Source organism: Paenibacillus catalpae, assembly GCF_900112695.1.
Taxonomy (GTDB): domain Bacteria; phylum Bacillota; class Bacilli; order Paenibacillales; family Paenibacillaceae; genus Pristimantibacillus; species Pristimantibacillus catalpae.
Genome location: NZ_FOMT01000001.1, coordinates 62,663 through 75,978, shown reverse-complemented (window position 1 = coordinate 75,978; position 13,316 = coordinate 62,663). Strand labels below are relative to the sequence as shown.

The 13,316-nt window shown below is 45.0% G+C and carries 10 protein-coding genes and 3 pseudogenes; 6 read left to right on the top strand and 7 right to left on the bottom strand.

The features are described from left to right. Positions 1–199: 199 nt before the first annotated feature. Both sigK (BM200_RS00260) and BM200_RS00255 read right to left on the bottom strand, forming a co-directional pair. A pseudogene (gene sigK, locus BM200_RS00260) lies at positions 200–711 on the bottom strand (RNA polymerase sporulation sigma factor SigK); the annotation flags it as partial. Positions 712–956: 245 nt separating this feature from the next. Next, positions 957–1,781: a sugar phosphate isomerase/epimerase family protein gene (locus tag BM200_RS00255; RefSeq protein ID WP_091180005.1), complete on the bottom strand. Its 825-nt coding sequence runs from the start codon at positions 1,779–1,781 to the stop codon at positions 957–959. A gap of 53 nt (positions 1,782–1,834) precedes the next feature. Between BM200_RS00255 and BM200_RS00250 the strand changes: the two genes are divergently transcribed. Next, the gene (locus tag BM200_RS00250) at positions 1,835–2,617 is read left to right on the top strand and encodes a helix-turn-helix transcriptional regulator (protein WP_175532689.1); all 783 of its coding nucleotides are present in this window, start codon (positions 1,835–1,837) and stop codon (positions 2,615–2,617) included. 88 nt (positions 2,618–2,705) lie between these two features. On the opposite strand, the gene BM200_RS00245 is transcribed toward BM200_RS00250, so the two are convergent. Together BM200_RS00245 and sigK (BM200_RS30200) are read right to left on the bottom strand one after the other, a co-directional pair. Then, complete coding sequence (locus tag BM200_RS00245) at positions 2,706–4,082, bottom strand: ABC transporter substrate-binding protein (RefSeq protein ID WP_091180001.1); 1,377 nt, start codon at positions 4,080–4,082, stop codon at positions 2,706–2,708. Between the two features lie 542 nt (positions 4,083–4,624). Continuing rightward, positions 4,625–5,145: pseudogene (sigK, locus tag BM200_RS30200) on the bottom strand (RNA polymerase sporulation sigma factor SigK). Positions 5,146–5,376: 231 nt separating this feature from the next. On the opposite strand from sigK (BM200_RS30200), the gene BM200_RS00235 reads away from it, so the two are divergent. After that, a complete protein-coding gene (locus tag BM200_RS00235) occupies positions 5,377–6,219 on the top strand; it encodes a sialate O-acetylesterase (RefSeq protein ID WP_091179998.1) in 843 nt (280 codons plus the stop codon). Continuing rightward, a complete protein-coding gene (locus BM200_RS00230; RefSeq protein WP_091179997.1) occupies positions 6,216–6,761 on the top strand; it encodes a PadR family transcriptional regulator in 546 nt (181 codons plus the stop codon). The genes BM200_RS00235 and BM200_RS00230 overlap by 4 nt, the downstream gene beginning before the upstream one ends. A 76-nt stretch (positions 6,762–6,837) precedes the next feature. Here the strand turns inward: BM200_RS00230 and BM200_RS30770 are convergent. Together BM200_RS30770 and BM200_RS00225 are read right to left on the bottom strand one after the other, a co-directional pair. Beyond that, positions 6,838–6,939, bottom strand: a pseudogene (locus BM200_RS30770) (SF0329 family protein); the annotation flags it as partial. 271 nt (positions 6,940–7,210) lie between these two features. Further along, entirely contained in the window at positions 7,211–8,263 is a 1,053-nt protein-coding gene (locus tag BM200_RS00225; RefSeq protein ID WP_245772831.1) for a LacI family DNA-binding transcriptional regulator, read from the bottom strand. Positions 8,264–8,440: 177 nt separating this feature from the next. On the opposite strand from BM200_RS00225, the gene BM200_RS00220 reads away from it, so the two are divergent. The 3 genes from BM200_RS00220 (at position 8,441) to BM200_RS30765 (ending at position 12,701) form a co-directional block, all read left to right on the top strand. Continuing rightward, positions 8,441–9,685: an MFS transporter gene (locus BM200_RS00220; protein ID WP_175532688.1), complete on the top strand. Its 1,245-nt coding sequence runs from the start codon at positions 8,441–8,443 to the stop codon at positions 9,683–9,685. Between the two features lie 215 nt (positions 9,686–9,900). Next, entirely contained in the window at positions 9,901–11,979 is a 2,079-nt protein-coding gene (locus BM200_RS00215; protein ID WP_217649548.1) for a sugar-binding protein, read from the top strand. A 341-nt stretch (positions 11,980–12,320) separates the two neighbouring features. After that, positions 12,321–12,701, top strand: coding sequence for an ATP-dependent DNA ligase (locus BM200_RS30765; RefSeq protein WP_091179988.1), 381 nt, complete (start codon positions 12,321–12,323; stop codon positions 12,699–12,701). 180 nt (positions 12,702–12,881) lie between these two features. Here BM200_RS30765 and BM200_RS00205 read toward each other — a convergent pair whose 3' ends face one another. Further along, complete coding sequence (locus BM200_RS00205) at positions 12,882–13,100, bottom strand: YhjD family protein (protein ID WP_483869913.1); 219 nt, start codon at positions 13,098–13,100, stop codon at positions 12,882–12,884. Positions 13,101–13,316: the final 216 nt, after the last annotated feature.

Genomic DNA, 13,316 nt, shown 5'->3' with positions numbered 1-13,316 from the left:
TAATCCTTACTAAATCTATAGACTATATTCTATATGGTATCAGATTTTCACTTTTATGCAAAGTGGAATAAAGTATTTTCTTTTATTTTTTTGAGTCGTTGACTGGTTCAAGTCGGCATCTGAAGCTCAATAACAGGCAAAAAAAAGGACGGCTCGAGGGATCATCTCGATGGCGTCCTTTTTTATCATTATCATAAGGTCACTTCTTCGCCTTATAAAACTCATGATACAGCTTCATCAGCCCTTTTCTCAATCCGCGACACATAGCTGCGGCTGATGCCAAGCTCTTTTGCAATTTCCCTTTGCGTTCGCTCATCCCCGCCATGATCCAGGCCGAACCGGCCGCGGATCACTTCCTGCTCCCGTTCGTCGAGGATATCGAGGTTGCGGTATATCTTGCTCTTCTCAATCTTCAGCTGCACCCGGTCCACGACATCGTCGGCTTCCGTACCGAGGATATCAATCAGCGTAATTTCATTGCCTTCTTTGTCCGTGCCAATCGGGTCGTGCAAGGATACGTCCTTGCGTGTCTTCTTCAGTGACCTTAAGTGCATAAGTATTTCATTTTCAATACAACGAGCAGCAAACGTTGCAAGTTTTTGTACCCATGCCCGTCTGAAAGCTCTCGATCGCTTTGATAAGCCCGATGGTCCCGTTAGAGATCAAATCCTCAAGATCTTCCCCTGTGTTATCGAATTTTTTGACATTGTGAACACGAAACGATGCAGTGCCAACTACACATAATGGATATGCGAATTCACCTTGTGCGACTTCCCTAGAGCTGCTATCCCTTGCTTTCCAAATTTATTCAATTCATTTAAGTTGCCTGTCTAATTATAGATTTTTCACCTTAGCGATTATAGAGCTTTATTGAAAGTGATTGAAGTCATTTAAATCTAAACATATCATGAAAGAAATAAAAAAACCGGTCGCAACAAACCGGCTGTCGTGCATTATTAAGACCAGGGTATATTCTGTTCTGCTAATAATAGTTTGATCGCTCTTGAAGCAACAATGAATAATTCCGGCTTGCTAAGCCCTTCCAGTCTCCCAGCGGCCTGCAGATGTGGTTCCAGCGACATATATCCGCAATATCCTTTTTGCTTCAAAACTTGTAAAAGCTGCCTCAACTGTCCGTCTCCTTCACCGGATGGAACAACTGAACCTGTCTCCATGACAGCGTCTTTAATATGAATATAGGAGATATATTCATCCAACAAAGGATAAGCTTCAGATACTGGACTCACCTTACATTGCACGAAATTTGCCGGATCAAAGGCAGCGCGTAAATAAGGCGATGATATTGCTTGTAACAAATCCCGGCACCGTTCGCCGTTGTCCCCATAAATATGGCTTTCATTTTCGTGTAGTAAAACGATACCTGCTCTCTCCGCCAAATGTACAAGACTTTGCATGCGCGAGAGAACTTCCGAACGGTAGCGATCATGTTCACCGTCAGGAATATAAAAAGAAAAAATACGGACATATGAAACCTGAAAAAACGATGCAAGCCATATTGCCTTCCTGGCCTCTTCGAGATGCAGATCAAAATTGTCGGTTATTTTAATTTTACCTAGTGGAGAGCCTATGGAAGATACCTGAAATCCCCTGTCCTCTAATATTCTTTTTACTTTTACAGCTTCATCATCAGTGAGCTGTAATACATTTTTCCCCCAAACACTTCTCAGCTCTAGATGATGGATTTGTTCCGATTCGAGGACATCCAGCTGAATATCCAATTCTGATGAGATTTCATCAGCAAAGCCGGTTAATGTAATCATAACGATCTCCCTTTGCATGTAATCTATATATGCTGTATAGGAGGCGAACCATCTTGGAGCTTGAACACCATCCCTATCTTGTTCCTAATATCTTTTTATTTGTTGATCGAAGATGTTATCCTGATTGGACCATACAAAAGGCTAGAATCAGCTTTCACGATCTCACCTTTGTTATCGAAGGAAAGGCTAATTACTATATTGACGGCAAGAAATTCACCGCTGAAGCAGGAGATCTCGTCTATGTTCCCAGCGGCAGTGTGCGGGAAGCTCATACCTTTAAAGATTCTCCTATGCATTCCTATCCTTTTAACTTCTACTGGGCAGAACCTCATAATCATATTCAAATGCCCTTTCAGGGGTTGACGAAAAAGGTTATCACGAAAGAGATCCTAAGCTATCTGCGTGAATTTAACCATGTGTGGATGAGCAAGCAGCCTTATTACCATATTCAGGCACGGGCACTATTCGAATTGATCATCCACCGTCTGTTAACCAGCTTTCACCGAAATTTACCAACTTCTTTTGATCCCCGAATAAAGAAGCTTACAGAATATTTAACAGAACATTACTCAGATCATATGGCTATTAATGAGATAGCAGAAGGTTTGAGACTGCATCCTGTGTACTTCGGAAAGCTATTCAAGCAGAATACTGGAATGACTTTCAAAGAATATGTCAACCGCATCCGGATCAATAACGCAGAAATGATGCTTTCTTCCGGTGATTTCACCGTTAAGGATGCCGCAGAGCGCTGCGGAATCCAAGATATTTATTATTTCAGCAAAGTATTTAAAGAGATAAAGGGATATCCTCCATCTGCCGCCAAAATAAAATGATCTTCGTGTTACAACGGCAGAGCAGATGAAAGAAAGAGGTCCCCATTACTGCTGTAATAGGGACCTGCCATTGTCGTTCAAAGCGCTGTTACTTCTTCCAGACTTCATCAATAGAAGACTGGAATTGCTCTTTGTATTTGTCAATTACTGTGGATACCGATACACCTTCCAGAATTTCGCCGACCATTTCATAGTAAGGCATATTCGGATAACCATCCTTTCCGTCAACTCTATTAATAGTTTCTCCTGCTGTCTTGGCGTTATCGATATCATCCTCATTGCTAAATAACGTTTCCAGCGAGGCCTGCTTCGGATAATCGTAAATCGAATCGATATCATTGATTTTCTCATAGATATAGACCAACTGCTCAGGATGCTCTATTACACTCGGAATGGTCATGTAGTTCGGAATCGTCAAATGCGAGTGATATGCCACCGCGCTAGGTCCTTTAGGAAATGGCAGGAATCCGATATCCATATCCGGCATATCCTTCTTGAAGCCATCCATCTCATAATCGCTTCCCGCGTACATCAACGTGTTGCCTTGACGGAAAAACTGCCCAGGTTCCGTCCAGTCTCCGCCTTCTGTAGGTCTAGCGACGTTTTCCGTAGCAAGCTTGAAGATGAACTCCAGGGTTTCCTTTGTTTTCGGATCCTCCAAATTCTGTTTATCATCTCTGACCAGATTGGCGTCATTGGAAGCCAGCGCCTGCACCAGAATATTGGCTGTAGCAACACCCCATGTATCCAGCTTACCGTTATTGTCCGTATCTTTGTTAGCTTCTTTGGCAACCTGGATGAAAGTATCCCAGTTCCAGTTATCATCATTCACATAATCCTGCAGTGGCTTCATGCCTAATTTATTCATCAGAGTACGGTTATAGAAAATACCTGACGATGCGCCGTTAATTCCGGAGCGGAATCCATAGCCTCTGTCCGCATACTGGGAATAATCGTTTGTATATTGCTGAATAAATACCTTGTCATTCTTCGTATATTCATCTACAGGAGAGAACAGCTCCTGCTTAACAAGCGATGGAATCATCCACGGTCTTGCCATCCGGATGATGTCGCCGATCGGTTCTCCGGCAAGCAGCGAGGCTGTAACCTTACTGGAATATTCCGCATAGTCAACCGTGACATATTCAATCTTGAAATTATGTTTTTTCATTAATTCATCCAGATTCTGCTTTCGCTTGATATTATCCGGATTATCTTCCTTGATGGATTCGTCATACCAGGAAACCCATTTAATAGTTCGACCACCCATATCGAAATCCATTTCAGGTGTTCCGGTATTATCCTCAATTGCAGCAGGAGTTGCATCATTGGCTTCCGATTCCGAAGAAGTAGGCGTACTGTCGACTCCTGCGTTGTTCTTGTTACTGCCGCCGTTGCTGCTGCATCCAGCAGCCAGTAGCAGAATCAGAATCAACGACATAAGCAGCGACTTCCTTTTCCACATCTAATATCCCCCCTATGATTTGGCTGTCTCTTCTGAAGTACAGCGCTTACAATAAGAAATGTTATCTGCTTTCCGGCAAACAAACCATGGAGAATCTAAACTTGATTTGTAAGTTTCAAACATTAATTCTATAAAGAGAGAAAATTCAGACATACATTTTCACTGCTGGTATGTTGTTGTGTTTATTTCCCTTCTTGCTCTTGATTATGACATCTATTACAGATGAGAATACGGTTAAATATTTGTTCAACAAGGATATAAAAGCGTTGTCAATTCCCGATTTTGACATGCAATCAGGCCCTCTAGAAACTAGCCGATGTGTCTTCCGCCAAAGAGCAAATGGAACTCATTTTAAAGATATTTATGGATGTATTCCCCGTAAAAAATTCCTACTTATTTAGGTATTCTCCATTAGGGCACATAGCCAAGGGACTAATCAAAAATCTAAATTAGCATAAGAAAAGAGCACTGCAATAGCGCAATGCTCTTTTCTGACATTATCAACTACTCGGCATAGTAGCACTTAATTTAAGAATACCCTTTTACTTCTTCGCCTTATAAAACTCATGATACAGCTTCCTCAGCGCTCTCTTCTCAATCCGCGGCACATAACTCCGGCTGATCCCCAGCTCCTTTGCAATCTTTCGCTGCGTCCGCTCATCCCACCATGATCCAGGCCAAAACGGCCTCGGATCACTTCCTGCTCCCGCTCGTCGAGGATATCGAGATTGCGGTAGATCTTGCTTTTCTCGATCTTCAGCTGCACCCGGTCCTCCACATCATCGGCTTCCGTGCCGAGGATATCGATCAGCGTGATTTCATTGCCCTCTTTGTCCGTCCCAATGGGATCGTGCAGGGAGACGGCCTTGCGTGTCTTCTTCAACGATCTCAAATACATAAGTATTTCGTTCTCAATACAACGAGCGGCGAATGTAGCGAGTTTAGTGCCTTTACCGGTCTGGAAGCTCTCGATGGCTTTGATCAATCCAATGGTTCCAATACTGATATGATCCTCAAGATCCTCTCCAGTATTATCGAAATGACAATATGAACACGACCCGATGTAAGTACTGACTCAAAATCGATGACATGGAACCATTTTGAATCGCTAGACACACACTGGCAGTTGATTCGCTATTTCCACTCTGTGTTAAATCTATTCCAAAATTTCCGAACACTTTCTTCGTTGGTTTTGTTGCTTATTGATTGGAGTCAATTGACTATAGTCTAATCAGACTATATAATATCTTAGTCTAATTAGACTATAATAGGGATATAAAGGAGTGAAGACTACATGATCAAGTCATTTTTAATGTTGGGTCAGTCGAATATGGCGGGCCGTGGATTTTTGCATGAAGTCGATCCTATCTATCATGAAAAAATAAAAATGCTGCGCAATGGACAGTGGCAGATGATGACAGAGCCGATTAATTACGACCGTCCGGTTTCCGGTGTAAGCCTGGCGGCATCTTTTGCCGATGCCTGGTCGAAAGCCAATCCCGATGAGGAAATTGGTTTGATTCCTTGTGCGGAAGGTGGCAGTTCCTTGAATGACTGGCATCCGGAAGGCATCCTTTTTCAGCATGCTTTATCCGAAGCCCGCTTCGCCCTGCGGTCCAGTCAAATCTGCGGAATCCTATGGCACCAGGGTGAGAGCGATAGTTATCGTTCGCTACATGAAACTTATTACGAGAAATTAACCCTTATAATCGAGACCCTAAGAAACGAATTGAATCTTGATGAGGTGCCGTTGATCATTGGCGGACTTGGTAATTTCCTTGGGAAGACCGGTTTTGGACAGCACGCGACAGAGTATCGACAGGTCAATGAACAATTGCAGCACTTCGCCAACCAACAACAAAATTGTTATTTTGTAACAGCGGCAGATTTGACCGCGAATCCTGATGGCATACATTTAGACGCGGTTTCGCAACGCAAGTTCGGCTACCGCTATTTCGAGGCTTTTTCGAAAAAGTGTCATGTCCTGGAACCCATCCCGGGGGAGGAGCAATCGCTGAAAGTGGAGCGCGACTATTCGAAAACAGAACAGATTTACCTTCATAGCATGGATTTGGCTTCGGGCAAAATCACGTACGCGGAATTCGAGGCGCAGATGATGAAGGTGATGCAGCCTTGATCCCCTTACTCATCCTTGGCTTGCTCATCCAAAACCCCGGCGCTCACGGCTACGAATTACTGGCCTTAATGGAAAAACGCCATTACAAATACATTGTAAACTTCACGAAAGGCTCGTTTTATTACAATCTGCAGCAACTCGAAGAAAAAGGTTGGATTGAACAGATTCAGCTGAAACCTTCAACCAGTGGGCGTGAAATTCGGAACTTTAAAATCACCGGATCGGGAATGGCTGAATTCGAAAAATTAATGGTCAAATACGGCACCAACTCGGAATATGTGAACCTGCAATTTTATGGGACGCTGCTCTTTGCCGATGAATACGACAAAAACAAATTGCTGGAACTGATCCAATCGCAAATCGACCAGACTAAAACCCGAATCGCCCTCCTTGATGAATACCTATCCAACACACAAGAACTTCCCGGCACAATCGATTACTTCCGCCGTATGAACGAAAATTCCCGTTCACATCACTTAGTTAACTTAGAGTGGTTTGAACAATTGAAAGCAGAAATAGAGGCGCAGCTCCCCATAGGCTGATTATATTGCGAAGGCCCCGTTTGTTGGTTAGTACTATTTTAATGATGGTATAATTTGGAGATTCCAGATATTTCCATAATGTACTAAGCTGTAGCTCATAAAAATACTGAACAATTGGATGCTTCAACTTTATCTTCTCGCCCATGTTTAAAATGCGCTTTTTTTGGAACTCCTTATCACTAGTGTCGGTAAACAATAAAAAAACCAAACGGAATTTCTGCCGTTTGGCTTTAGATCGTAATAAAAACATTTGTTCTAGTTCTTTACAACGGGATGCGAACGTTGCCAGTTTCGTGCTTTTGTTTGGCTGGAAGCTTTCGTTTTCTTTTGATCAAGCTAAAAGTTCCGATGCCGATTAAATTATCAAGGTTTTCGCTCGTGTTGTCGACCAATTTCTTGGGTTAGCCATTCTTGTACCATTAAAAAAACGAAGCGAACAATGATCTGCGTTAAAGCTCTTGGGCGAATCCCCCGCAAGATTCGCGGAAGATGAACGGTGTCTCAAACACGATCGCTTTCGGCTTTGTCGAGGGATCAAGAATCCGTCCCATTGCCAAGCGGATACATGCGGCTGCCATCTCTTCAACTGGCAGCTTAACCGTCGAAAGGGACGGAACGCTGTATTTCTCAGCATCATGGTCGCCATACGTCAAAATCTCCATCTCGTCAGGAATTTTAATATTTGCTCGATGGAACACGGGAAGGGCTGCAATAGCCATGGTTCCCAGTGGGAAGAACATGCCTGTTGGCAATTCGCCGCCTCCCTCCACGATCCTTCTGGCCGCCGCATTCCCGCCCTCCATCGTCATCGGAGCAGCTTGAATATGCCGCTCCTCCAGTTCGAGTCCATATTTGGCGCACGACTCGACGAATCCCTTGAAGCGCAAATTGTTCTCCGACCTCACAAGATGGTCAGGCACAATCGTGCCGACCTTCTTGTGCCCGCGCATCGCAAATAACTCAGCCGATTTGCGGCCGATCTCGTAAGTATCGACATGGACGCAGCTATAGGTGCTGCTCTTGCGATTAAACAGCACGGTCGGTATGCTTAGCGGATTGTCTTCAAGATAACGTTGGTCCTCTGCGGAAATGCCCGTTAGAATCACGCCATGGTACATTCCACTGTCGCATATTTCCTTTATTCTATGGATATGCTTCCGCTTGAAAGGCTGGATTGTCATCTCGAATGCATACTCTTGCTCCAGAATCGAACTTTGGGCTCCCGTGAAAAAACGCCCCAACAAGTCAGAAGAGAGGTCGGACGGCCAGAACGTGGCAATGACTGGAAGACTTCGAACACCGGATTGTCTCAATCGTCTTGCCGACATATTGGGTATATAACCGATTCCTTGCGCAGCCTCCATGATCCGCTGTTGCGTTTTTTTCGAGATGCGCATTTCGTCGCCGCGACCGTTGAGCACGATTGAAATCGTTCCCACGGAAAGCTTCGTCTTCTCGGCGATTTCTTTAATCGTAGACATCCCCATCCGTCCACTCCCCATTCGTAATACTCCATTAATACGGAAAAGTACCAAGAATGTCAATCGCAGCGCGTTAGGCCGTCTGCTTCATTTTTGTCTTCTATATTGACTTTAGTCCTAATCCCCCTTACGATTTAGTGGCTAGATTGCTAAAACGTAATTGCAACTGTTTTTTAATATCCCTCAGGAGGTATGAGTATGACAACACCACCCGTCCGTGCAATCGCTGAACCATTAACGGATACGAGAATTTGGACGGCAGATTTTATCAAACTGACGATCGTGACAACACTGCTTCGAATCTGTACGCAAATTCAGATTACGTCTATGCCGCTGTTCTTCCTCTATCTGGGAGGCAGCAATGCGCTGGCCGGGCTGTCCATGACCTTCTTTACGTTGGCAGCGCTTCTGACGAGACCACTTATCGGCATGATGCTCGATACATACGGGCGAAAGCCCATCCTTCTGTGGGGTGTTGTCGTTTATACGATCACGACTGTGTTATACGGTTTTGTTGCCTTCATACCTGCGTTAATCTTCCTGCGAATTATGCACGGCATATCCTTCTCCGCAAGCTCGACGGCGACCAGCACCATGGTCTCTGACGTCTTGCCGGAAAACAAGATGACTCAGGGCATTTCATATTTTGGACTTTTCGGAACGTTGGCCGTAGCGATTGCTCCTTCTGCCACACTTTACCTATTGGAAGTTTCCGACTATGCCGTACTCTATTACTTGACCGGAATCGTCTCCCTGATCGCCCTCCTGATCAGCATGCGTATCGAATCCGAGAAGAACAGGCATCGCAAGGAATTAGCGGCGGACATCGCGCATCCCCCTTCAAAGCGGCATTCTCCGGACGCGGCAGGACCTTGGAATAAACTCATAGAAATTCGTGCCATCCCGCCTTCGGTTGTTGTCCTGTTCGTTTCTTTGGCAACCAGCACGGTCATGGTATTCCTCCCGTCATTCGCGATCGACAACGGCATCCGCCATATCGGCGTGGTTTTCGTCGTTCAAGCCGCTGCACTGGCGCTTTCCCGCTTCATCGTCGGACCTTGGATCGCATGGACGGGTCCCCGCTTCGTCATGTCCGTCAATCTCCTCGCTCTCGGGGTTGCACTCGCCGGAATCAGTTTTTCAAGCACATTGTGGGAACTGATCATTTGGGCAGTCTTGTTCGGCTTCACGAACGGATGTCTTATCCCTCAGCTCAATGCGAGGGCGATTACGAACACGGATCAAGCAAACCGCGGGAAGGCGAACGCCACATTCTATATCGCACTGGACTTCGGAATAGGCGCCGGAGCCGCGGGATGGGGGCTCTTGTCCGACTTCTTCGAGATGCGGTGGATCTTCTTGCTTGCCGGCTTCCTCATGATTTTCGCTTTATCGGCGTTCGCTTACATGGAAAGTTCACAGCGGACGAATGCTGGCATTTAGATTTAACGTTTTAGCAACGCCCGCGACTCCCGATTTAATATTGACTTTTTGTACAAGTGGCGTTAAGATTCACGCGTAAGCTAAAAAATGCTAAAACGAAAATGCAACTTTTCATGAAAGGGTGTGATCGATGCGGGATTTCGAGAGGCAGCACGAGCGACCCGGCAGAGGAAACACGAACACGTACTCCGAATAGAAAAAAGGAGGAGATTATTTTGTATAGGGGAACGAAGCTGTTTTTGCAACCCATTATGATGATCTTAGCGATTGTATCTTTGTTATCTGTAAGTTTTCTCGGTCCATGGCCTGGCGTTTCTGCGGCTGCTGCCAAAGACAAACCTGCATTTAAACAGAATGGCGCCATCGCACTTTCAGTTGGCGAATCCTATAAATTGGAGATCGTCAACAAGCCTTCCAGTGCGAGTTATTCTTGGAGCAGTGACAAAAAATCAGTAGCAGCGGTGGACCAGAACGGACTTGTTAAAGCGTCTTCAGCCGGCTCTGCGACCATCACCTGCAAAATAACGCTTAATAATAAAACGGAATTTCTCGCCGTAAAAGTCAATGTCAAGGAGGCTCATGTGCACCCATCACCGGAAAATGCAAAAGTACCTGTCGACAAGAACGGATTTGATTCCAGCGGAAGAATGGTTGCTAATTTCGGATCGCCAGTAATAGATGGCAATACGGATCCCGTATGGAATAAAGCGCAAGCGGTTTCACCCAAATATGTATCAAGCAATATCGACACATCCGCAACGTTTAAGGCATTATGGGATGACCGCGCACTTTACATTCTTGCAGTGGTTAAAGATAAAAACTTATCCGTACAATCAGGAACACCATACATGCAAGATTCAGTGGAGTTATTTCTTGACGAGAACAATAACAAAACGCCGGAATACGGCGCAGACGATTTGCATCTTCGCGTAAATTATGAAAATGCGCTGTCCGTGGACAACGGAAAGCCCGAGCGATTCTACACAGCTGCTAGAAAAACGGAAGATGGATATATCATTGAAGCAAGAATCGCTTTAAAATGGATACCTGTAAACGGAAAGGTGCTTGGCATCGAATTGCAGGTGAATGACGCCAAAGAATCGGAGCGAGTCGGTACCATCAACGTATTCGATTCGACCGGCAGCGCCTGGAACGATACGACGAAATTCGGCGAGGTCTTGCTTACCGGAAAGGCAAAGGGCGATGTCAGCGGTAGAAACCCCTACGATCTCATAAATTTGATCAAAAGTACGCTGAAGCTTGATCTCAAGCTTTATAAAAATGCAAGTATCGTTACGGATTCCATTGCCAATGCTTTCGCCGAAAATGTTCTCAAAGACCAAAAAGCAACCCAGGAACAACTTGATAAACAATATGCTGCCATCAAGGATGCGATCGGCAAGCTGGAAATGACGGAAGAAGCGGCGAACGAGAAATATTTCAAGCCGGTTCCGGACGAATATCGCATGGAAAGCGACAATCCGGGGACGATTGAAAACTTATCATACAAAGCAGCTAACTTAGACGGTGGTACGGACGACAAGAAACTTAATGTTTATCTTCCGTACGGTTATGACGCTTCCAATCCAAATAAGCATTACAATGTCCTCTATTTGATGCATGGCGGGGGCGAGAACGAGAATCTCATCTTCGGCGGGCCTGGCCAAAGCAAAGAACTGAAGAAAATACTGGACAATATGATTGCAAACGGTGACATTGAACCGCTTATTGTGGTGACACCTACGTTTTACGGCGGCAAGGATGATGTCGCCCTCTTCCATGAGGAACTGATGAATACGGTTGTTCCATTGGTGGAAACCAAGTACAATACCTATGTTAAATCCGGAAGCTTGGACGATTTGAAAGCATCCCGAGCGCATCGGGCATTCGGCGGGTTCTCCATGGGTTCGGTCACGACGTGGTATACCTTTATCCATGATCTGGACTATTTCAAGTACTATATACCGTTAAGCGGCGACAGTTGGATCCTTGAGCAGACAGGCGGCGGCCTCAAGCCAAAGGAAACGGCGGAGTACATCGCCGACGTCGCAAGGGCATCCGGGTATAAGCCGCAGGATTACTACATTTTCAGCGCCACGGGTACCCAGGATATTGCGTATCCGAACTTGAAGCCTCAGATCGACGCGATGAAGCAGTTAACCGATGTCTTTGTTTATTCATCGGATATGAAGAAAGGGAACTTCTACTTTATCGCTGCCGATGGCGGTACGCATGCTTGGAATTGGGTGAACCAGTATATTTACGATATTTTACCGGATCTCTTTCGCAACTAAGTAGCCGATATTGTTTTCTAGTCCGGCATATTCGTTGTCAGGCCGGTTTTATTGACAGAAAATAAAGAATTAGCTCACCAGAATGGCCGAGCGGCTCACAGGGCCCTCGGCCATTCTTCACTTCTCCGCCTTATAAAACTCATGTTATAGCACCTTTTTCTCAATCCCACTATAAGAGTTTCATAAGTGATAATTCACCGTTTTTGAGACCAGAAATAAGTGGTGCATTCTTTTGGGGTTTTCATAACGAATTTTTTATTTTTGCCCATTATTCCCCTAATGGATAAGCCGCTTTACGAAAGACTTGAGCGCTATACGACGTAGTCGCTCCAAGTAATGTCATTTCTGTTGTTCCAAGTTATGAAGATGGGGAAAATCTATTCTCACAAGTCAAAGCCATGGGTTTGGAAGGTATCGTATCCAAAAGAAGCGAAAGCAAATATCGAATGGACTTCCGCTCCTCGGATTGGTTAAAAATAAGAAACTATTTGTACGAGACGGTGTCCATTGCTGCTATCCGTAAAGGCGATTTCGGCTGGAATCTTATTAAAGATCAAAAGTATGTTGGGCTTACCGAGTTTGTTCCGCCGGAAGCACGAAAAGCTTTCTCGGGCATATACGAGCAACTGGTGACAGGTAAGGATAAGCATTGGATCTATCTCGATCCAATGCTTTCGTGCCTGGTAAAATTTCAGTGCTGGACAAGAAAAGAGCTCATGTGAAGTCCTAGTTTTGTGGAATTTGTCCTCTAACAAATAAAGCTGCGCTACTTTGAGCACAGCTTTATTTGTATTTAGAATAATCCATTTATATATCGTCCGATCATCTTACCGATGTGATCTTTCGCATACTCGAGTGTAATCGCAAACGCTCCGTTGTGGCTGCGCCATAGGAATTGCTTGCTATCCATCAATACGTTCACCGGCAATGACCGTGATATTCGCCCGCTTCAGCGATTGTTTTATTTCGACTATATCTTCATGCATACGGCTAAAAACGATATCGGTAGCCTTGGTAAAGAGGTCGCGCATCGATCGCGCCTTCTCTTCGACCTGCCTGCGATTTTTCTTAGCTATTGCGTAAGCCATCGGCAGCAAAACGAAATCATGCATCAGCTGCAGCTCCTCGCGTGACGCAGGAGGCGACTATGGCTTTTGACCAGTTGCCTTTTATACGTTCCCGTTGCATGAGCTCTATAAATTGCTCCCGGTGCTCTGGAAGCATCATTCGGGATGATTCCCATCGACCATTGCCATGAAGTTTCTTACTGTTCGCGTTCATAACCGTCAGTCACCTCATGGCTTTTACATGCGAACACACGTTCTTTAGTCAAAGAT

Bases quoted from the DNA above. Each gene is read 5' to 3' on its own strand.
- BM200_RS00235 (WP_091179998.1), top strand. From the start codon at position 5,377: ATGATCAAGTCATTTTTAATGTTGGGTCAGTCGAATATGGCGGGCCGT.
- BM200_RS00255 (WP_091180005.1), bottom strand. From the start codon at position 1,781: ATGATTACATTAACCGGCTTTGCTGATGAAATCTCATCAGAATTGGAT.
- BM200_RS00245 (WP_091180001.1), bottom strand. From the start codon at position 4,082: ATGTGGAAAAGGAAGTCGCTGCTTATGTCGTTGATTCTGATTCTGCTA.
- BM200_RS00225 (WP_245772831.1), bottom strand. From the start codon at position 8,263: ATGGGGAGTGGACGGATGGGGATGTCTACGATTAAAGAAATCGCCGAG.
- BM200_RS00220 (WP_175532688.1), top strand. From the start codon at position 8,441: ATGACAACACCACCCGTCCGTGCAATCGCTGAACCATTAACGGATACG.